Genomic DNA, 20732 nt, shown 5'->3' on the forward strand with positions numbered 1-20732 from the left:
GTGACACTCGACTGTAATGACGCTCGCACGTGGCGGGGTGGCCTGACGTGGTCCCGGAACGCTTCGCGTTCGACCGGCGGCTACCGGACGAAGAGACGGTCCGCGCGGCCCTGGACGAGCGGACCGTGACCCCCTTCGGGCCGGGGGAGCGCCTCGACCGCCTCCACCGGGTGCTCTACCCGGCCTTCCGCCTGGAGTTCGAGTACGAGGCGTCGGAGCTGCTGTCGTTCGGGTCGAGCGCGGAGACGGCGACGACGCTCGTCGACGGGCTGGTCGAGGGCAACGACCGGTTCGTCCACGAGTACGTCGACGGCACCGCCGACCCGGTGACGGTCGACCCCGACGCGTTCGATCTGGGCACCGAGCACCCCTCGCTCGGGACGACGGTGATGCTGGAGTTCCAGGCCACCAACGACCGGGCCGAGAGCGTGCTGGTCGAGCGACTGATCGACTACCGCGAGCGCCGGGCCGCCGCCGGCGAGGAGGCCGCCGCGGTCTTCCTCAACAAGTTCAGGGACGCCCACGGCCTGCCGGAGGACTTCGACCCCGACGGCGGCATCGAGGTGACGGACGTGAGCCGCGTGTACCTCCCGTTCTGGCTCGCGGAGTTCCGCGCGGGCAGCGCCGAGCACGCGTATCTCGTCTCCTTCCGCGACGAGGGGGACGCCGACGTCGAACACCCCGACGGCTGGGTGGCCGAGTGGGTATCGGCCGACCCGACGGTCGTCGGCGAGTACGGCCACGAGGTCGACCTCGACCGCGTCCAGCGGGCGGCCGACGCGGCCGACGACGCCGGCGGAACCGGGCCGACCAGCGGCGCCGAGACGAACCATACGGGCGGTCCCGAACCGCTCGAATCGACCGGTCGGAGCGAGGCCGGCGCGACGGACGGTGCGACCGAGGTGGTCCAGCCCGACGGCGTCGAGATGAACGCCGAGTCGCTGGTCGATCCATCGCCCGACCACGGCTTCGGCGAAGTCGGCGGGATGGGCGAGCTGAAGGAGACGCTGCGGCACAAGGTCGTCCGGCCGGTCACCGACCCCGAGCGCTTCGCCGCCTACGGCCTGAGCGTCGTCAACGGCGTACTCCTGCACGGTCCGCCAGGCTGCGGGAAGACCTACGTGACCCGGGCGCTGGCAGGCGAACTCGGCCACTCGTTCGTGGAGGTGTCGCCCGCGGACGTGACGAGCAAGTACATGGGCGAACCGGCGCAGAAGATCGCCGACGTGTTCGAGATCGCTCGCGCGAACGCCCCCTGTCTCCTCTTCGTCGACGAGATCGACGGGATCGCCGGCGACCGCGGCGGCGAGACCGACATGAACTCCAGCGAGCAGCAGCTCGTCAACCAACTGCTGACGGAGCTGGAGTCGCTGGACGATCACGACGTCGTCGTGGTGGGTGCCACCAACTTGCTCGAAGACGTCGACCCCGCGATCCGGCGGTCGGGCCGCTTCGACGAGCGCGTGGAGGTGCCGCCGCCGAACGCCGAGGCGCGTCGCGCGATACTCGACCTGCACCTCGCGGGGCGGCCGACGGTCGACGACCTCGACCTGTCGCCCGTCGTCGAACAGACGGTCGGCTACGCGGCGAGCGACGTCGAGCTGATCGCCGAGAACGCCGCCCGCGCGGCGCTGCGCGACGAGGAGCCGATCGGCCAGTCCCACCTCGAAATCGGGCTCGACGAGACCGAGTCGAGCATCGGCGACTGGGTCGGCGTCTCCCACAAGGAGGGGACCCACGTCGTCCAGCCCGACGGCGTCGACCTGTCGGCGCACTCGCTGGTGTCGGTCGACGTCGACCAGTCGTTCGACGACGTGGGCGGGATGGCGGACCTGGAAGCCCGCCTGCGGGAGACCGTGATCGACCCGCTGGAACAGCCCGAGGCCTACGAGCGCTACGACATCGACGTGCTCTCCGGGCTGTTGCTCTACGGCCCGCCAGGCTGCGGGAAGACCCACGTCACCCGGGCGCTGGCGGGCGAACTCGGCCACGCGTTCGTGGAGGTGTCGCCGGCGGACCTGACGAGCAAGTGGATGGGCAAGCCCGAGCAGAACGTCGCCGACATGTTCGAGATCGCCCGCGCGAACGCGCCCTGCCTCCTCTTCGTCGACGAGATCGACGCCGTCGCCGGGTCGCGGGGCGACCTGCAGTCCGGCCAGCAGGGGATGGTCAACCAGCTCCTCACCGAACTCGAATCGCTGGAGGACGACGACGTCGTCGTCGTGGGCGCCACCAATCTCCTCGAAGACGTCGACCAGGCGATCCGGCGGTCGGGTCGCTTCGACGAGCGCGTGGAGGTCCCGCCGCCCGACGCCGAGGCGCGGCAGGCCATCCTTGACCTGCACCTCGACGACCGGCCGGTCGCCGACGACGTCGACTGGGACCGGATCGTCGCGGGGACCGAGGGGTACGCGGCCAGCGATATCGAACTCCTCGCGGAGAACGCGGCCCGCAACGCCCTGCAGGACGGGGAGGAAATCCGGACGGACCACCTCGACACGGCGCTGTTCGAGACCCAGTCGAGCCTGCGCAACTGGGCGGACGGCGACCGCTACGACGCCAGCGACGCCGGGTCAGACCTGCGATTCTCCGGGTGAGCTGGCGTCGCTATCGGCCCTGACAGCGACTCACTCCAGCGGCTCGTCCAGCGCCTCGGTCACTCGTGATTCGAGGGCGCCCGACGCGACCAGGTCCGCGGTGGTCTCGATCTCGCCGGCCAGCGGGCGGTCCTCCTCTAGAGGTGGGACCCGCTCGCGGACCGCCTCGAAGGCCGCGCCGGTGCCTCGGCCCGGCGTGAGATCGTCGTCGACGAACTCGGCGGCCTGGGCGCCGCAGAGCAGTTCGATCCCGAGGACGCGGCCCACGCGCTCGGCGACGTCGCGGGCCTGGAACGCGGAGGTGGCGCTCATGCTGACGTGGTCCTCCTGGTTGCCGCTGACGGGCGTGTTGTCGGTGGCGGGGCGGCCGTTTCCGCGGCACTCGTTGACCAGCGCGGCGGCGGTGTACTGGGCGATCATGAGGCCCGAGCGGACGCCGGGGTCGGGCGTGAGGAAGGGCGGGAGGTGCGACTCCTGCGTGTTCGGGTTGAGCATGCGATCGACGCGGCGCTCGCTGACGGCCGCGAGGTCGGTCAGGGCCGCGGCGAGGTAGTCCAGGCGGTGGGCGAGCGGCGCGCCGTGGAAGTTGCCGCCGGAGAGGACGGCCGCGCGGTCGGTGCCGCTGGCGCGCGTGGCCGCGGCCGCGGTGCCAACGTCCTCGCCCGGGTCGGCCACGGTGTCTCTGGCGAACACCAGCGGGTTGTCGGTCGCGCTGTTGAGTTCGGTCTCGACGGCTTCGCGGAGGTGCGCGACGGCGTCGCGGACGGCGCCGTGGACCTGCGGCAGACACCGCGTCGAGTAGGCGTCCTGCACGCGGTCGCAGTTGCGGTGAGACTCGACGATATCGGAGTCGGCAGTAAGGCGGCGAACGTTCGCGGCGCTTTCCATCTGACCGTCGTGGGGCCGGGCCGCCTGGATCGCGGGGTGGCTCGGCACCGTGGAACTCATCGTCACCTCCGTCGTGAGCGCCCCGGCCACGTCGGCCGCGCGGACGAGCCGTTCGGCGTCCGCGACGAGGAGCGCGCCCAGGCCGACGGAGAGTTGCGTGCCGTTGATGAGCGCCAGCCCCTCTTTGGCGCGCAGGGTGAGCGGTTCGAGGTCGGCGCGGGCGAGCGCCTCCTCGCCGGCGAGGCGTCGGCGGCCACCGTTCTCGTGCGGGTGCTCGCCACTGTCTTCGGCGTCGCCGTCGATTTCGGCGACGCCCTCGCCGATGAGGACGATGGTCGCGTGGGCCAGCGGCGCGAGGTCGCCGCTCGCGCCGAGGCTGCCGGTCCGCGGGACGACCGGCGTGATCCCCTCGTTCAGCATCGCGACGAGGTGGTCGACGACGACTTCGCGGATCCCCGAGTAGCCCTTGACGAGCGCGTTGACGCGGGCCACGAGCATCGCGCGGACGGCCTCGGCGGGGAGTTCCTCGCCGGCCCCGGCGCTGTGGCTGCGCAACAGGTTCGTCTGCAGCGTCTCGACGTCCTCGCGGGGGATGCGCTCGTCCACGAGTTCGCCGAAGCCCGTGTTGACGCCGTAGACCGCCTCGTCGCTCGCGAGCACGTCGTCGACGCGCTCGCGGGACGCGCGGACGGCCTCGCGGGCGTCCTCGGCGACGGAGACCGCTGCCCCCTCGCGCGCGACCGCGACCACGTCCGCCGGGGTCAGCGACTCGCCGTCGAGGACGACCTCAGACATCGGCGTCACCGCCTGACTCGTCACCCTGCTCGTCCCGCGGGGAGTCGCCCGGTTCGCCGACCCACTCGGGACCGACGACCGGGCGGCCCTCTTTCAGCACGGTCGCGACGCGGTTGATCCCGTAGCTGTAGGGGACGTGGACGTGCGACGGTGCGTCGAGGACGACCAGGTCCGCGGGCGCGCCCTCGCGGACGGCCCCCAGGTCAGGGCGGTCGAGGGCCCGGGCGCCGTTGCGCGTCCCGGCGACGAGGGCCTCTGCGGGCGTCAATCCCATCTCGACACAGGCGAGCGCGGAGGCGAATCCCATGCTCTGGGAGTGGCAGTTCGGGTTGAAGTCCGTGGCGACGGCGACCGGTGCGCCGGCGTCGACCATCGCCCGCCCGTCGGCGTAGTCGGCGCCGAGGCCGAACGCGGTCCCCGGCAGGAGTACAGGTGTGACGTCCGCGTCGATCAGCGCCTGCACGTCCTCGTCGGTGGCATGCAGCAAGTGGTCGGCGCTGGCGGCGTCCACCTCCGCGGCGAGTTTCGTCCCGCCGCGGTGGGCGAGTTCCTCCGCGTGGACCTTCGGCGTGAGACCGTGTTCCATTCCGGCTTCGAGGACGCGTCGCGACTGCTCGACGGTGAACGCGCCCTCGTCGCAGAACACGTCGCAGAACTCGGCGATGCCCTGATCCCCGACGGCGGGCAGTTGTTCGGAGACGACCCGGTCGACGTAGTCGTTGGCGTCGACGGGGTCGCCGCCCCCGTCGTAGTCTCGCGGGACGGCGTGGGCGCCCATGAACGTCGGGACCACGTCGACGGGGTGGCGGTCGTCGGCGCGGTCGATGGCCTCCAGCATCCGCAGTTCGGTCTCGACGTCGAGGCCGTAGCCGGACTTGACCTCGACGGTGGTCGTGCCGTGGGCGACCATCACGTCCAGCTGGTCGAGCAGGTTGTCCAGCAACTGCTCGTCGCTCGCGCCACGGGTCGCGCGGACGGTCCGGTGGATCCCGCCGCCCGCGGCGAGCAACTCGCCGTAGCTGGTCCCGCGGAGCTTCGCCTCGAACTCGTCGGAGCGGTCGCCCGCGAACAGGGCGTGGGTGTGCGAGTCCACGTACCCCGGGATCACCGCTCGACCGTGAGCGTCGACCGCGTGGGTTGCGTTCTCCGGCGGGTGCTCGCGAGTTACCTCGTCAGTGGGGCCGACGGCGGCTATCTCGCCGTCGACGACGGCGACGGCGGCGCCTTCGACGACACCGGCGGGGTCGTCGCTCCGGAGGTCGCCGGTGGCTGTCGCGACCTCGGCGGCGTCGCGGACGACGGCGGTCAGTTCAGGCATCGAGCGCCCCCCGTCGCGAGTGGCGACCCTTCGGCGCGGCGAGGCTGGCGAGGAAGTGGGCGACCGCCCGGGCGGCGGCGTCGACCGTCTGACCGTCGCGGTCCAGCGGCGGCGCGCACTCGACGACCTCGAACCCCGCGACGCGGCCGTGGGTCGCGACGTGTTCGAGCAACCGGTAGAGTTCCCGCGTCGTGAGCCCGCCCGGCGTCGGCGCGCTGACGCCCGGCGCGGCGGCCGCGTCGAGCACGTCCAGATCCACGCTGACGTAGATAGCGTCCACGTCGCCCAGCGAGGCGATGGCGTCGTCCATCGCGTCGATGGGCGCCTCCGCCACGTCGGTCGGCGTGAACACGCGGCCGCCCTGCTCGTGGAGGTAGTCGTGGTAGGCAGTCGACGTCTCGAAGTTCCGGGCGCCGAGGACTGCGAGGGCGTCCAGACCGTCGTCGTGGAGCTGCCGGTAGGGCGTGCCGCTGGTCGGGCCGGTCCCCTCCCGGACCTCGCGGCAGTCGAGATGTGCGTCGAAGCTAAGGACGCCGAGCGATCCCTGATCGAGCAGCGGTGCCGCGTTCGGGTAGGTAAGCGAGTTGTCGCCACCGAGGAAGACCGGGACCACGCCCCGCCCGTACAGGTCGCTCGTCACCGCGCGGACACGCTCCTGGACGGCTTCGACCGACGGTTCCCGGTCCCTGTCGTCGACCGGCACGTCGCCGCCGTCACCGCCGTCACCGCTCGGGGACCTCTCGTCGGCCTCGGGCAGTGCAACGTCTCCCAGATCCGCCAGACCGACTTCTGGGCCGATCGGCCCATGGATGCGCTCGTGGGGGACGTTCTCGCCGTCCTCGTCGGCGGGGTCACCCGCGACGGAGATCGGTCCCAGGTCGACGTGGTGCGTCTTCGTCTCGGCGAGCGACTCGCGGATGGCTGTCGGCCCCTCGGCGGCGCCACGGCGGCCGATGACTGCGCCGTCGTACGGTTCGCCGACGATCACGGCGCCGTACTCGTCGAGGTCGTCGAGCGTCGCCGGTTCGACCACGTCGCCGAACTGCTCGTCGTTCGGGTCGGCGGACGGTCCGACCCACTCGGGCGGCGGGACGAGACCATCGTTGCCGGAGGCATCGCGGGCGTTCTCACTCATCCGCTCGGTCCTCCATCGGGATCGGGATTCCGGAGTCGTCGGCCTGCTCGTGCGCCCGCTCGTACCCCGCGTCGGCGTGGCGGACGACGCCCATCCCGGGGTCGGTCGTGAAGACGCGGCGGGCCTTCTCGGCGGCCAGGTCGGTGCCGTCGAGGACGACGTGGTTGTTCGTGTGCAGGGCGTTGCCGATGCCGACGCCGCCGCCGTCGTGGACGGAGACGATGTCCGCGCCCGCAGCGCAGTTCAGGAGGGCGTTGAGGATCGGCCAGTCCGCGACGGCGTCGGAGCCGTCGCGCATGTCCTCGGTCTCGCGGAAGGGGGAGGCGACGCTGCCGGCGTCGAGGTGGTCGCGCGTCACGACGACGGGGGCCGTTATCTCCCCGTCGGCCACGAGGTCGTTGATCCGCAGAGCGAAGCGGGCGCGTTCGGTGACCCCCTGTTCGTCGGTTTCGGCCCCGAGCCAGCAGACCCGCGCGGGGAGCCCCTGGAAGGCCACCTGCTCCTGTGCGAGGTCGATCCAGCGGTGCAGGGCCTCCTTCTCGGGGAACAGCTCCTTCACCGCCTCGTCGGTGCGGTGGACGTCGTCGGGATCGCCCGAGAGCGCAACCCAGCGGAAGGGGCCCTTACCCTCGCAGAATAGCGGTCGGACGTACGCGGGGACGAAGCCCGGGAAATCGAAGGGGTCGCGCTCACCGGCCGCGGCACCCGAGAGCGGCCACTGCCGTTCGCCGTCACCATTGCCTCGATCTGCCCGCCAGTCGGCTACCTGCCCGCGGATGTTGTTGCCGTACTCGACGGCGACCGCGCCGCGATCCCGGAGTTCGAGGATGGCGTCGACGTGCCGTTCCATCGTGTCGAGGCTCTCCCGTTCGTAGCGCTCGGGGTCCCGTTCGCGCAACTCGTCCGCCTCGGCGATGGTGTAGCCCGACGGGTAGTACCCCTCCAGCGCGTCGTGGGCGGCGGTCTGGTCGGTGACGATGTCGGGGACGAACCCCCGCTCCAGCATCGCTTCGAGCATGTCCGCGGCGTTGACGTGGACGCCCACGGAGTAGCGCTCGCCGGCCGCGGCGGCTTCCTCGGCGCGCTCGATGGCCTCGTCGAGGTCGTCCGTCTTCTCCTGGCAGTAGCCGGTCGCGATGCGCCGGTCGATGCGGGCCTCGTCGACCTCGGCGGCGATACAGACTCCCTCGTTCATCGTCACCGCGAGCGGCTGGGCGCCCCCCATCCCCCCGAGTCCGCCGGTGACGACGATCCGCCCTTCGAGAGACGCCGCTCGCGGGTCGCTCTGCTCCCCGCTCGCGTTCGAGGCGCTTCGCGCCTCGCCCCCGAAGTGCTGTCGGCCCGCTTCCGCGAGCGTCTCGAAGGTCCCCTGGATGATGCCCTGCGTGCCGATGTACGCCCACGACCCGGCGGTCATCTGGCCGTACATGATGAGGCCCTTCGCCTCGAGTTCGTGGAAGTGCTCCCAGTTGTCCCACTTCCCGACGAGATTGGAGTTGGCGATGAGGACCCGTGGCGCCCGCTCGTGGGTCTCGAAGCGCCCGACGGGTTTGCCCGACTGGACGAGCAGGGTCTCGGTGTCGCTCAGTTCGCGAAGTTCCCCGAGGACCGCGTCGTAGGCGTCCCACGAGCGGGCGGCGCGGCCGGTCCCCCCGTAGACGACGAGGTCCTCCGGGCGCTCGGCGACCTCCGGGTCGAGGTTGTTGTTGAGCATGCGGAGCGCGGCCTCCTGGCGCCACCCCTCGCACTCGATGTCGGTCCCCGTCGGCGCCCCCTGGTAGGCGCGCCACTGGTCGCTCGGCTCGCCGACCGCGGCGCTGTCGGTCGTCTGCTGTGCCATGCGGTGACTTGGGTCGAGACGGACAAAAGGACGGTGGCGGCGCGACCGCTCTCGGGACGCACCACGCGCCTATCCGTCGACTCGTTCGAGCAGTTCGACGGCGAGCGCGGCCGCCTCGACCGCCGTCTCGCCGAAGACGTGGCAGACGGGTTCGATGCCGAACGCTCCCTCGTGGTAGACGAGGCGGGGGACCGCGCCGCGCTCGCGGAACCGCTCGCGCAGTCGCTCGCCGCGGTCCTCGTAGGACGCGTCGAACTCCAGCGGGTCGATGCCGCGCTCGCGCGCGGCGTCGAGTAGTTCCGCGGAGGTCGCCAGGTTCAACGCCCCGCGCACGTCCGACTCGACGCTCATCGCGGCGATGATCGCGCCCGCGACCCGCTGGGAGGCGCCGAACTCGGGGTCGGCGGGGACCACGATCCGACCGTTGACCGCCTGGAGCCTGCCGGGAACGGCGGCCACGTCGGTCGCGTCGGCGGCGCCCGGGACGGCCGTCCCCACGTTCGTGCCGACGTTCGGGATGAACGAAGCCATCCCCTGCGCGTTCGATATCCGCCGGGACGCCCGGCGGACCGCGGCGAGCGCCTCGCGCTCGGCGAGGACGGCGTCGTCCGTGCCGCGGACGCACAGATCACAGCCCATCCCCTCCAGCGCGGGCATCTCCTCCTCGTGGACCGCGCAGATCGGGCCGCGGTCCTCGAAGGCGCGGACGAGGTCCAGTAGTTCGGCGAGCGCTTCGTAGCCGTCCATCGAACCGTCGGCGAACCCGTCGGCGATGGCGTCGACCGTGGCCTGCATCCGCTCGTCCTCGGCGAAGCGGTCCTCGACGGTCACGCCCCCGCGGAGGTACTTGCTGACCGCCGCCTGGGTGAGGCCCAGGCGGTCGGCGACCTCCTTCTGGGTGAACCCGCGGTCGTGTAACTCCGCGGCCAGCATGGTCCGCGCGGTCGGCAGGAACCGCTCGACCACGATCTCGCTCGGTAGCCGCAGCGACATACCCCCCGATTCTCCCGGCCGGTGTATAAGTGCGTTGTACAACCGGCGGGTTCGACGTGCAGCGGCTCGACCACCGTTCCCTGCCGAAAATGCCATTGTACAACCGTATTATAGCGAAAGACGTTTTACCACTGGCTGTTAACACCGAGTAATATGAGCCAAGACGGCTTCGACAAGTTCAGCGACGTCGGCGAAGCGGAAGTCACGCGAGCGATCGGCCAGGAGTGGACCGAGGAGTTCATGGACTTCTCGGACTCGGACGTCATCATCGTCGGTGGCGGCCCCTCCGGGCTGATGGCCGCGAAGGAGCTCGCCGAGCGCGGCGTGCAGGTGATGGTCGTCGAGAAGAACAACTACCTCGGCGGCGGCTTCTGGCTGGGCGGGTTCCTCATGAACAAGGTCACCGTCCGGGACCCCGCCCAGCAGGTCCTCGACGAACTGGAGGTCGACCACAAGCAGTCCCAGGACTCCGAGGGGCTGTACGTCGCCAACGGTCCCGAGGCCTGTTCCGGCCTCATCAAGGCCGCCTGCGACGCGGGCGCGAAGATGCAGAACATGACGGAGTTCACCGACATCGTGATCCGCGAGGATCACAGGGTGGGGGGCATCGTCATGAACTGGACGCCGGTCCACGCGCTCCCGCGTGAGATCACCTGCGTCGACCCCATCGCCGTCGAGGCCGACCTCGTCATCGACGCCACCGGCCACGACGCGATGGCCGTCAAGAAGCTCGACGAGCGCGGCGTCCTCAACGCCCCCGGTCTGGAGGAGGAAGCCAGCGGCATGGACAAGACCGGCGACGACACCTACGGCGCGCCCGGCCACGACTCGCCCGGCCACGACTCGATGTGGGTCGGCGAGAGCGAGGACGCCGTCGTCGAGCACACCGGCCTCGCCCACGACGGCCTCGTCGTCACCGGCATGGCCACCGCGACGACCTACGGCCTCCCGCGCATGGGTCCGACCTTCGGCGCCATGCTCGTCTCCGGCAAGCGCGCCGCCCAGGTCGCGCTGGACGAACTGGAGGTCGACGCGGAGCCCGTCGACCTGACCAGCCGCAACGCAGCGGCCTCCGCTGACGACTAAGACCACAGTTTCGCCGTCACAGTTTTATTTTTGGCGCGCGCTGTCGAGGGTCCCGAGCGACAGCGAGGGCGTGAGACGAAGCCGCGCGAGGGATGAGTAGCGCAGGAGCTTGCGACGAGCAACGCAATCGGGTGGGGAGGTGTGTGGCTCTCTGCGGTGCTGTCCTGGTGGACTGAAAGGGCGAGACCCGGTGGCGCGGTCTGCGCGGGCCACTATCCGAGCGTAGCGAGGATATCCCGCACAGACCGTGCGAGCGGGTCGAGGGCTTTCGTCGCCTGCTTTCGGTAGCGGTTCATCCAACTCATAGCGAGCGGGTCGAGGACGCTCGGGGCTGTTCGAGAACTGCGATACGGCTCAGGGTCTTCCAGTCGAATCTCTCCCGTCCGTCCACCCGTCGAATCGGGAGATCGACACGGCGTCGTAGTACTCGGTCGGGTGGCCGTCGACGAGTTGTCGGGCGACGATGGAGCCGACCGAAGGGGCGTACTGGATGCCGGCTCTCGTCACAGCCAGTGAGAGTCCCTTGACGGCGGTCCAGCCCACGATTGGCTTGCCGTCAGGTGTGCTCGTCCCAACGCCGACCCACTCGTCCACCAGTTCTGCGTCTCCGAGAACCGGCAGTAACCGTTCGGCCCATCGGAGCGCGGTTTCACGGTACTCGTCGGGGGCGGTGTCGCTCACCGCCGAGGGGTCGTAGGTGGACTGGCGCTCGTCGCTGTCGGGTGTGTAGGTCACGAGGACGAGGTCGTCGCGCTTCGGGTGGATACCGACCGAGGACTCGTGGGATTTGATCATCGGGAGCGAATACCGGAACGGCTCGTCGAGTTGCAGCGCGAACACCGGCGATGGGACGTGTTCGATCGGGAGGTCCAGTCCCGCGAGCGACCCGACCCGGTCGTTCCACGGGCCGGCCGCGCAGACGACTGACTTGACGGCGGTCGTGTCGCGTCCGTCGGTCTGGATAGCGGTCACGCGCCCGTCCTCGGTATGGATGTCAGTCACTTCGGTATCCGTCTCGAAGCAGACCCCCTGGTCCCTGGCGCGCTCGACGAACTCCAGGGCCAGTTCACGGGGGCCGAGCGTTCTGCTGTCGTCCTGTACGTACCCGTACTGGGGCCGGTACAGCGCGCCTTCCACGGTTTTGGTCTCCAGCGGGGGGACGATGAACCGCCGGTCGACCCGCTCGCCCGGGACGTAGCTGACCGGGCTGTTGGCGTACTTCTCCGCGCCGTCCGGCGCGTCGCCTCCTTCGGAGGAGGAACCGGCGCGGGCGAACCCGGCGAGTTCGCTGGCGCCGGCCGTCGAAGTCGCGACCCTGAGCCGGCCCGACTGCCTGTACTGGGGATCTGCCGCCGGGTCGGCGAAGAAGTCGTTGTACAGTCGGAAGCCGTACTCCTTCATGCGGTGGTACGGGTCGGGACCGGCGACGCCGATCATCGCGGTCGCCCGGAACGTCGTCTCGGCCGCCAGCTCTCCGCACTCGTAGACGACGACGGGGTCGTCCGTCCGCTCGACGAGGTGGTAGGCGACGCTCGCGCCAACGATACCGCCGCCGACGACCGCGTGTCGCGTCGTTCCCATCTGATCGCCTCGTCGAACGGTGGTGTATTAGAGACTGCGGCGGCCTGAGAGGGACGCACACTCTCCCGGACGGAGGCCACCGACGGACCTATACTCGCGAGATCCGAACGCCGAGGTGAGTGACCGACGAGACCGAGTACTGCCGACTCTGCGGGGCGGAACTCTCGACGGGGCTCGCAGCCACGGACAGCCGGCAGTGCTGTCTCAACGCGACGCCGATCGCGGGTGTCTGCCCCGAACACGGGCCGCTCGGGCCTCATCACACCACGACCGACCCGACCTAACCACGCCCTCGGTTCTCACGCCGGCTTGCCGAACGCAAAGAGCGTCATCGGCGTCTGCCCGTCGGCGTGCGGCGAGAGGTACTCCGCGACCTCGCCGTCAAAGAAGGTGAACCCGCGACCGCCCAGTTCCAGGTGGGCGTACGTCGCCAGATACAGTCGGCCCAGCGCGATCCCGGCCTCCAGTTGCGCGAGCCGGTAGCCACGATTCCCGAACTCCTCGACCACCGCGTCCACGTCGGCGACGAGGTAGACGTTCACCGCCGCGTCGCCGACGACGGACTGGCCGAGCGCGAGGTGCCCGGCGGTCTCCCGGTCGGTCTCGCCCACCCACTCCAGTTCGTCGCTCCCGGGGTGGTACTCGTAGACGCCCTGGTCGATGTCCTCGACCGCGTGGACGAGGCAGTAGCAGTCGACGAGTCCTCGCAGGTCGCCGGCGAAGGCGTCGGCGGGGACCCCGCGGAGCGCCCGGTCCAGCACCGTCGCGAACTTCCGGGCGCTGATGGGGTCGTGGCTGTAGTCGCGACAGGAGCCGCGTCGCTCGATAGTGTTCCCGACCGGTCGCGCCGAGGCCGTCTCCGCGTCGACGGGGTCGAGTGCGACCCGCTCCCCGTCGGTGTCGGGGCGCGCGCCGAGCGAGGCGTCCGCGACTTCCGCGGCGACCCCGTCGCGCCAGGCGTCGGCGGCCACACCGTCGTCGAGTCGGCTCTGGCGCCACGCGTCGGGGACGAGCGGGTAGTCGACGGGGTCGTCGGAGAGCGGACGTTCGTCGGGGTCGATGGGGTCGAGGTCTGCCGAGTTCGGCGCGTCGGGGACGGGTGCGCCCGAGCCGACGGGGACGAGTTCCAGCGGCGCCTCCTCGTCGGGGTCCAGACCGAGCAGGTCGACGACGGGGTCGTCGGCGAACCCCGCGACCACCTCGGTGCGGTGGCCGCTCCCGTGGGCGACGGCGAGCAGGTTCGCGAGGATCGTCCCGGAGTCCCAGAAGGCGTGGCGGTAGGTGCGCTCGCGGTACTTCCAGGCGTTCCGCCACCACTGGGAGGTGGCGACGAACGTGACCGGCGCCTCCGCGACGCCCGCGTGGTCGCCGGAGGTCTCGGTCAGCACCGGCCGGTAGTCGCCCTCCCGGAGCACGTCGAACTCGCCCGAGTCCGGGTCGAAGTGGTACACTGCGGGGTCGAACTGCCCGCACTCGCCCGCGACGGCGTATAGGTCGACGTGATAGAGCTTCCCCGTGCAGGCGGCGGCCCGGAACGGCATCGACTGCCCCTGGATCTCCAGTTCCTTCGTGATCCCGGCGGCGTAGTGACAGAGCGTCTGGATGTCGGGGTCGCCCGACGGATCCGGAACCCCGTCGGGCGGCTCGGGATCGGTCGCCGCCACGGCGGCGAGGGCCGGGGTTTCGGGTGGGTCCGGGTCACCGCCGGGCGCGATCCGGGGGAGGTGCTCGTAGACCTTGTACGGGCGGGGCTGGTTCGTCCGGTCGAGCCGGAACGACTCCTGGCGGAGCTTCTCGGGAGAATGATTCGTCCGTTCGTGGTACTCGCGGGCGTCGACCATGCCATCCGTTCGACCGGTCGGAACTAACCCCTTGGGGAGCCGCGGGGGTCGATGTCACTGGGGGCGCCCCAGCCGTTCCGGGACTCGACGGCCAGTCCGTCCCCGCGATGCCCCCGGCGAACGCGCCTCCTATCGCCGGGATGGCAGTCGATAACCGAACGTCGGCTCCGAGTAACGGCTCTCTACGGCGCTCCGGGGGACGCCGTCGCGCGGAGCGGCCGGTTCAACGTATACAGGCCTTCTTAACCGGTACATCCGTTCGTGTCGCTATGGTCTCCGCGAGCGTCGGGCAGGCGGTGCCTCCGGCGGGCGTGACTCCCGAGATGCTCGTGGTGTTCGCCGTCACGCTCGCCGCGGTCGTGCTCTTCGTGACGGAGTGGCTCCCCATCGACGTGACCGCTATCGCGATCATGGTCACGCTGATCGTGCTCGAACCGTGGACCCAGATCTCGCCGACCGACGGGATATCGGGCTTTTCCAGCCCGGCGACGATAACGGTCCTCGCCATGTTCATCCTGAGCGCGGGGATCAGCCGGACGGGTGCCGTCCAGATCGTCGGCCGGAAGATCGCCGCGTTCGCCGGCGATAGCCTCGAGAGGCAACTGCTGGCGACCATCGGTGTCGCCGGGCCGTTGTCAGGGTTCGTCAACAACACGCCGGTCGTCGCGATCCTCGTGCCCGTCATCTCGGACGTCGCCCACAAGGGGAACACGTCGCCGTCGAAACTGCTGATCCCCCTCTCGTACGCCTCGCAACTCGGCGGCATGCTCACGCTCATCGGGACGTCGACGAACATCCTCGCGAGCGCCACGTCGGCGCGGCTCTCCCGCAAGTACCCGAGCCTCCACGCGTTCGACTTCTTCGAGTTCACCGCGCTCGGCGCCGTCGTCCTCGTCGTGGGGGGGATCTACCTCGTGACCATCGGCCATCGGCTCCTCCCCGAACGGGTCCCGCCGGATGTAGCCGTCGATGAACCCGGCGTCAAGGAGTACCTCGCGGAAGTCGTCGTCGACGACGGGTCGCCCCTCGTGGGTCGGCGGGCGACGACCGCGGTCGAAGCGTCCGACGTGGACGCCGACCTCCTCCAGCTGGTCCGCGACGGTGAGCGGTTCACCGACGGGTTGGACCAGCGGCGACTCCGACCGGACGACACGCTGCTGATCCGGGCGAGCAGCGAGACGCTCGGGGGACTCGACAGCGTCGACGGGCTGGTCCTTCCGGGAGCGGGCGAAGCGGTCGACGCTGCCGATCGGGCGGCGACGGACGACCGGTCGCTCGTGCAGGTCGTGGTCCCGTCGAGTTCCCCGCTCGTCGGCGAGACTCTCCGCAGTTCGCCGTTCCGGGGGCGCTACGACGCGACGGTCCTGGCCCTTCGAACGCGGAGCGGTGCCGTCCGGGACCGCCTCGACGACTTCACCATCCGGGGGGGCGACACGCTCCTCGTCCGGGCGAGCGACGGCGGCGTCGACCGCCTCGCGCGGACCCGCGACTTCGTTCTCTCGCGGGACGTCGGCGACCCCGACTACCGGTCCGAGAAGATCCCGCACGCGATCGCGATCATGATCGGAGTCGTGGGCCTCGTGGCGCTCCCGTGGGAGTTGCTCGCGACCGTTCTAGTCGGTGCGACCGGGATCCAGCAGCTTTCGGTGGTCGCGGGCTTCCAGCAGGACATCTTGGTCTCCGCGCTCGCCGGCGTCGTCGCCATGGTCGTCGCGGGCGTGCTCGGACCGGGCGAGCTGTACGAGTCGGTGGACTGGACTATCATCTTCCTGCTAGCGGGTGTCATTCCGCTCGGCGTGGCGCTCGAACGGACCGGCGCCGCAGCGCTCGTCGGCAGCGCGGTGGCAGCGTCGGCGGGCTTCCTCCCAGACCTGCTCGTGCTGTGGGTGTTCTACGTCACGACCGGACTGATCACCGAGGTGATCAGCAACAACGCGAGCGTGGTGTTGATGATCCCCGTCGCGGCGGCCGCAGCCACCGCTATCGGCGCGAACCCGTTCGCGTTCGTGCTGGCGGTCACCTTCGCCGCGTCGACCGCGTTCCTCGGCCCCATCGGCTACCAGACGAACCTGTTCGTCTACGGCCCGGGCGGCTACCGGTTCACCGACTACATGCGCGTGGGCGCCCCGCTGCAACTTCTCCTCTCGATGGTGACCGTCCTCGGAATCGCCTTGTTGTGGGGGCTCTAACGGATCGTATGTTCGACCGGATACTCGTCCCAGTCGACGGGAGCGAGGCGAGCGATCGCGCCGTCAGGTACGCGCTCGCGCTCGCCGACGACGATACGACGGTCCGCGCGCTCGCCGTCGTCGACAGGAGCGCCGTCCCCGAGCGCTCCCGCGACTCCGATCTCGGCGATCGGATCGAGGCGTCGGTGCGGGAGGCAGCGCAGTCGGCTCTCGACGAGGCGACCGAGGCCTGCGACGACGCCGGTGTCGCCGCCACTGGAGCGATCGCCGTCGGGCACCCGACGGAGGAAATCGTCGAGGACGCGTCCGCGAACGAGGTCGACCTCGTCGTGATCGGTGCGCACGCCCGCGGGCGACTGGCCCGGTTCCTCCGGCGCTCGGTGGCCCGACAGGTCGCCCAGCACTCGACGATGCCGGTGTTGATCGTCCGCGCGGACGGTCCCGACGTCGACCGGGGGATCCGCCGCATCCTGCTGGCGACCGACGGGAGCGAGAGCGCTCAGCACGCGCGCGATTACGCGTTCGGACTCGCCGCCGCCCACGACGCGACGGTCTATGGCCTCTACGTGGTCGACAGCCGATTCGGGAGCACGGGGGCGCTGCACGCCGTGCTCGAACAGCAGGGCGAAGCGATCGGCGACGCCCTGCGCGCTCGCGGTGCGCAGGACGGTGTCGACGTCGCGCCCGAGACGCGGGAGGGCGAACCCGAACGGACGATTCTCGAGTTCGCGGACGAACAGGACGTCGACCTGATCGTGGTCGGGACCCACGGGCGGACGGGTCTCGACCGGTTCGTGATGGGCAGCGTCGCCACGGCGGTCGTACGCGGCGCCAGCAGACCCGTGTTGACCGTCCGGACCCCCGCGCGAGAGTGACCTGGACTCGACGCACCGGCGGAATCCTGTCGCCCAGACGGATCGACGCGACGGCGTCGACGCCACAGCGCGCCGACCGGTCGGCTCACGGTTCGATCACGAGCATCTCCGTCGCGCCGGGCTGGAACTCGTAGGGGACCTCGCGGAGCGAGACCGCGTGGCCGTCTGCCCTGAGCGAATCGACGACCGGATCGACGTACCCCGACCGGGTGCGGTCGAGCGAGTGCAGCGGGAACACCCGCACCGCATCGCGGGCCACGCGGGCCAGTTCTCGGAGCGCGGCCGCGTGGAACTCGCGGTCGAGCCGGTCGTCGTAGACGAACAGGAGGTTCGCGACCAGCGCGAGGTCGACGCTGTCGTCGCCGAGGGGGAGGTCGGGGAGGCCGCCGGCGACGTAGCGGTCCGGGTGGGTCGCGTAGTCGGCGAGGAAGCGTTCGGCGGCCGCGCGGAGGTACCGCCCGCGGGTGTCGACGTCCCCGTAGACGTCCCAGACGAAGAGATCCCGCTTCTCGCGGAGCTGCGCGACGTTGTACTCGATCGCCGCGTCGAGGTCGGATTCGAGCGCGTCGGGCGGTGGCCCGTACAGGGGATCGACAGCCACGACCCTGTCCGCCAGCTCGGCGGCTGTGGCGGTGAACGCGCCCGCGCCACCACCGCAGTCGAGTATCTCGCGGCCCGCCAGGTCCTCGACCCCGAGGTCGAACATCCGCCGGTACTCCGCGAACGTCCGTCCGATCGTCAGGAAGTCGTCCGCGACTTCGAACTTCTCTCCCGACATCTGTGTTCCCTATCGAACTAGTCTGTACATCAGTGTATAATATTTTCGGGTATACGACCCGAAGGTATCCGGGACGTATCTGGGCAGACGGAACTTTGCGGGAGCGAGCGTAAGTCCGTACATGCCCGATACCGAGGCATCACAGCGGGAGTACGTCGCGTGTCCGGCGACGGCGTGCAACCGGAAGGGGAGACGAAGCGTGATCCGCGACCACCTCGCCGAGATGGACGACCAGCGCCACGAGCGGTTCGACGGGAGCGAGGTATAGACCGAGGGCCCGGGTCACGCGACAGCGCGGGCCGGACCGTAACCAGTTTCACTCGGTGGTACCACCGGTTCGTATGGTCGAGGAGGTCACGCTCTATCGCGCGCCCACCACCGAAGCCGGTGCCGACGCGGTCGCCGACTGGCTCCGCGAGCGGGTCGACGCCGAAGTTTCGGTACGCGATCGGTTTCTGTCCGTGTTCGGCGACCCCGACCTCGCCGAGTCGTTCGCCGAGGCGCGAGTACTCTCCCCGTACGAGCGCGAGACGGGCAACACGATGGTCGGCATCGTCCGCTACGAGGAGCGCGCGCTGGAGACTCCCGAACGCGCCGGCGGAGTCATCTACGACGGATATCAGGTCCAGGCGATACTCCGCGACTTGCTCCCCGACGACGAGCGCGGGCTCGACCACCTGCACGTCCCCGTGCTCGACCGCGTCGTCGGAACCTGGGGCGACCACGACGGCCGCTGGCACAAGCGCGTCAACGTCCTCGGCCAGCCCGGAGTCGTCTCCGTCCCGGGGCTCTACGAGGCGCCCGCCAAGCCCGAGCAGTACTACAAGGAACAACAGAAACACGCGCTGCTCTCCGGTGACTCGCCGCCGCGGGAAGTGCTGGAGAACGAGGTCGAAGGGGAGTTTCTCGTCGCCGCCGACCCGCGGACGACCGAGGCGCTGAAGGGCTACGTCCTGCAGGCGTACCACTACCTGGCGACCGGCGAGGGCTTCTGTGACGACGAGGACTGTCGGCTCCACAACCCGCACCGCCAGCCGGGCGTTATCCGGGCGCAACTGCGGGATCCCGAATTCTGCCCGGAACACGCCGAGCGGTATCGAGTGTAGCGCCGTTTCCGAGGCCGTCCGCTCCGCCCGCCGATCGAGACAGTCGTTCGACACGCCCAAGACCCTCACCGTCGCACCGGCGAGTATGGCCGACCGGAGACGCGACGCGCTGGCGGTGTTCGGAACGGGAGCGCTCCTCGGGCTGATCGCGCTCGCCAACTACGCCGTCAACCGGCCGGGCACCTTCGGGCTCAACTACCGCGTCTACCACGTCGCCGCAGAGGCGGCCCTCGCGGGCGAGAACTTCTACGCAGTCACTCCTCCGAACAGCGGCTTTCACTACCTCTACCCGCCCGCGACGGTGCTCGCCTTCCTCCCCTCCGCGCTCGCCGAGAGCTGGGTGCCGGGATTCGTCGCGATCACGCTGGTCTCGGTACTGGCCTCGGTCGTCACGACTCGGCTCCTCTCGGGCTACGTCGAGTCGCTGGGCTATTCCGTCGGTCGTGCCGAGCGCGCGCTGCTGTTCGCGTTCCTGTTCGCCTCGGCGCACTCGGCGCCCTCAATCGCGTACGGACAGGTCAACCACCTCCTGGTCGCCGCGCTCGCGGCCGGCTTCGTCTGGCTGGCCCGCGACCGGGAAGCGCGGGCCGGTGCCGCGTTCGCGCTCCCGGCGTTCGTCAAGGTGTTCCCCGGCCTCGTCGGACTCTGGCTCCTCCGCAGGCGCGCCTGGCGAGCGATCGGCGCGGCCGTCGGGACCGCCGCCGGACTGACGGCGCTCGGCCTGCTCGCCTTCGGCGTCGACACGACCCGGACCTACGTCGTCGACGCGCTCGTCCCCCGGCGCGAAACCGCGGCGTTCGTCGGCGGCCTCCCGGCCGACCGGAGTTTCGTCACCCTCCGCCGCCCGCTCTCGGTGCTGTTCCCCACCGCCGACCCGACGTGGTACGCGGTCGGCGCCGCGGTCCTGCTCGCGCCCGTCCTCGCCGCCCTCTACTGGCGCGTCGAGACGACCACCGACCGCCACGTCGCCGTCCACGGGACCCTCGTCGCGATGATCATCGCCGTCCCGTCGCTGTTGCTCTACTACGCCTACACGGCCGTCTCGCTGGTCGTCCTGCTGTACGACCTGCCCGCCGGCCGCGGCCGCCGGGTGTTCGTCGCCGGCGCGCTGCTGGCCAACCTCTCGATGTCGTTCCGCACGCTCCGGGAAGCCGTCAGGACGGCCCCGCTCGACCCCGGAACCGCGCAGGCGATCCTCGACTCGCTCCTGCCGGTCTTCCGATTCGGGACGCCCGTCCTCTACGGCAGCCTGCTGACCCTCGCCGGCTGCCTCATCTATCGCGTCGAGTCGGGGTCGTTATCGGTACCCGACTCGCTCGGGGCGTCCGTCTTCGAGCGCGACTCGTGATGTGAGAGATCCGGGGATAGACGACAGCCAGGCGCCAGCACCGCGAACAGCGTGAAAGCCCCCGCTGGCTCGTGGTCCCTGACTCGCTGCGCGCTTCGGTCGCTGCGCTCCCTGCAGTGCTTGCATCGTCAGATGTCCACGAGCCAGCGGCCCCTTTCATACCCACCCGTGTCGGCTGGTCGGCCTGTCTGTGCGGGTGGGAATGAAAGGGGCGACGCGTTCGACGAAGGCGGGCGACGTAAGCACGCGACCGAAGGGAGCGCGCGCAGCGAGCCCCCCAAGTCGAACGCGTCGGGGCTTTCACGCTGTTCGCGGTCGGCACGTCGGTAGCGGTAGCGGTCACAGACTTCGCGGTTGAACAG

The 20732-nt window shown here is 70.4% G+C and carries 16 protein-coding genes; 8 read left to right on the forward strand and 8 right to left on the reverse strand.

Going from position 1 to position 20732, the window contains the following annotated elements; all coding sequences use genetic code 11:
- Positions 1 to 47 precede the first annotated feature (47 nt).
- Positions 48 to 2597 carry an AAA family ATPase gene (locus ACMGFH_RS00005; RefSeq protein ID WP_415380723.1) on the forward strand — a complete coding sequence of 850 codons (2550 nt, stop codon included), beginning with the start codon at positions 48 to 50 and terminating at the stop codon, positions 2595 to 2597.
- A gap of 30 nt (positions 2598 to 2627) precedes the next feature.
- Here the strand turns inward: ACMGFH_RS00005 and hutH are convergent, their stop codons facing one another.
- From hutH to ACMGFH_RS00030, 5 genes are all read right to left on the reverse strand, one after another.
- Positions 2628 to 4280, reverse strand: a complete 1653-nt coding sequence (gene hutH, locus ACMGFH_RS00010; RefSeq protein WP_415380724.1) for a histidine ammonia-lyase — start codon at positions 4278 to 4280, stop codon at positions 2628 to 2630.
- Positions 4273 to 5598, reverse strand: coding sequence for an imidazolonepropionase (gene hutI, locus ACMGFH_RS00015; RefSeq protein WP_415380725.1), 1326 nt, complete (start codon positions 5596 to 5598; stop codon positions 4273 to 4275). Before hutI ends, hutH begins: the two co-directional genes overlap by 8 nt.
- Complete coding sequence (locus tag ACMGFH_RS00020) at positions 5591 to 6733, reverse strand: agmatinase family protein (protein WP_415380726.1); 1143 nt, start codon at positions 6731 to 6733, stop codon at positions 5591 to 5593. Before ACMGFH_RS00020 ends, hutI begins: the two co-directional genes overlap by 8 nt.
- Complete coding sequence (gene hutU, locus ACMGFH_RS00025) at positions 6726 to 8573, reverse strand: urocanate hydratase (RefSeq protein ID WP_415380727.1); 1848 nt, start codon at positions 8571 to 8573, stop codon at positions 6726 to 6728. The genes ACMGFH_RS00020 and hutU overlap by 8 nt, the downstream gene beginning before the upstream one ends.
- Positions 8574 to 8642: 69 nt before the next feature.
- On the reverse strand, positions 8643 to 9566 hold the full coding sequence (locus tag ACMGFH_RS00030) for a thiamine-phosphate synthase family protein (protein WP_415380728.1): 924 nt from the start codon (positions 9564 to 9566) through the stop codon (positions 8643 to 8645).
- A gap of 153 nt (positions 9567 to 9719) precedes the next feature.
- On the opposite strand from ACMGFH_RS00030, the gene ACMGFH_RS00035 reads away from it, so the two are divergent.
- Positions 9720 to 10652 carry a sulfide-dependent adenosine diphosphate thiazole synthase gene (locus tag ACMGFH_RS00035; protein ID WP_415380729.1) on the forward strand — a complete coding sequence of 311 codons (933 nt, stop codon included), beginning with the start codon at positions 9720 to 9722 and terminating at the stop codon, positions 10650 to 10652.
- Positions 10653 to 11006: 354 nt separating this feature from the next.
- Here the strand turns inward: ACMGFH_RS00035 and ACMGFH_RS00040 are convergent, their stop codons facing one another.
- The gene (locus ACMGFH_RS00040) at positions 11007 to 12233 is read right to left on the reverse strand and encodes an NAD(P)/FAD-dependent oxidoreductase (protein WP_415380730.1); all 1227 of its coding nucleotides are present in this window, start codon (positions 12231 to 12233) and stop codon (positions 11007 to 11009) included.
- A 119-nt stretch (positions 12234 to 12352) separates the two neighbouring features.
- Between ACMGFH_RS00040 and ACMGFH_RS00045 the strand changes: the two genes are divergently transcribed.
- Entirely contained in the window at positions 12353 to 12517 is a 165-nt protein-coding gene (locus ACMGFH_RS00045; RefSeq protein WP_415380731.1) for a hypothetical protein, read from the forward strand.
- Between the two features lie 15 nt (positions 12518 to 12532).
- Here the strand turns inward: ACMGFH_RS00045 and ACMGFH_RS00050 are convergent, their stop codons facing one another.
- A complete protein-coding gene (locus tag ACMGFH_RS00050) occupies positions 12533 to 14074 on the reverse strand; it encodes a SagB/ThcOx family dehydrogenase (protein ID WP_415380732.1) in 1542 nt (513 codons plus the stop codon).
- A 269-nt stretch (positions 14075 to 14343) separates the two neighbouring features.
- Here ACMGFH_RS00050 and ACMGFH_RS00055 point away from each other — a divergent pair, with 269 nt between their 5' ends.
- Together ACMGFH_RS00055 and ACMGFH_RS00060 are read left to right on the forward strand one after the other, a co-directional pair.
- Positions 14344 to 16263 carry an SLC13 family permease gene (locus tag ACMGFH_RS00055; RefSeq protein WP_415380733.1) on the forward strand — a complete coding sequence of 640 codons (1920 nt, stop codon included), beginning with the start codon at positions 14344 to 14346 and terminating at the stop codon, positions 16261 to 16263.
- Between the two features lie 8 nt (positions 16264 to 16271).
- Complete coding sequence (locus tag ACMGFH_RS00060) at positions 16272 to 17138, forward strand: universal stress protein (protein ID WP_415380734.1); 867 nt, start codon at positions 16272 to 16274, stop codon at positions 17136 to 17138.
- Positions 17139 to 17223: 85 nt separating this feature from the next.
- Here the strand turns inward: ACMGFH_RS00060 and ACMGFH_RS00065 are convergent, their stop codons facing one another.
- Entirely contained in the window at positions 17224 to 17916 is a 693-nt protein-coding gene (locus ACMGFH_RS00065) for a class I SAM-dependent methyltransferase (protein WP_415380735.1), read from the reverse strand.
- A 121-nt stretch (positions 17917 to 18037) separates the two neighbouring features.
- Here ACMGFH_RS00065 and ACMGFH_RS00070 point away from each other — a divergent pair, with 121 nt between their 5' ends.
- The 3 genes from ACMGFH_RS00070 to ACMGFH_RS00080 all read left to right on the forward strand — a co-directional run bounded on the left by ACMGFH_RS00070 (position 18038) and on the right by ACMGFH_RS00080 (position 20370).
- Complete coding sequence (locus ACMGFH_RS00070) at positions 18038 to 18184, forward strand: hypothetical protein (protein WP_415380736.1); 147 nt, start codon at positions 18038 to 18040, stop codon at positions 18182 to 18184.
- Positions 18185 to 18257: 73 nt separating this feature from the next.
- Positions 18258 to 19022, forward strand: coding sequence for a DUF7001 family protein (locus ACMGFH_RS00075; protein ID WP_415380737.1), 765 nt, complete (start codon positions 18258 to 18260; stop codon positions 19020 to 19022).
- 85 nt (positions 19023 to 19107) lie between these two features.
- Positions 19108 to 20370 carry a glycosyltransferase family 87 protein gene (locus tag ACMGFH_RS00080; protein WP_415380738.1) on the forward strand — a complete coding sequence of 421 codons (1263 nt, stop codon included), beginning with the start codon at positions 19108 to 19110 and terminating at the stop codon, positions 20368 to 20370.
- Positions 20371 to 20732 lie beyond the last annotated feature (362 nt).

Origin of the sequence: Halosimplex rarum (assembly GCF_047715405.1) — an archaeon.
Taxonomy (GTDB): domain Archaea; phylum Halobacteriota; class Halobacteria; order Halobacteriales; family Haloarculaceae; genus Halosimplex; species Halosimplex rarum.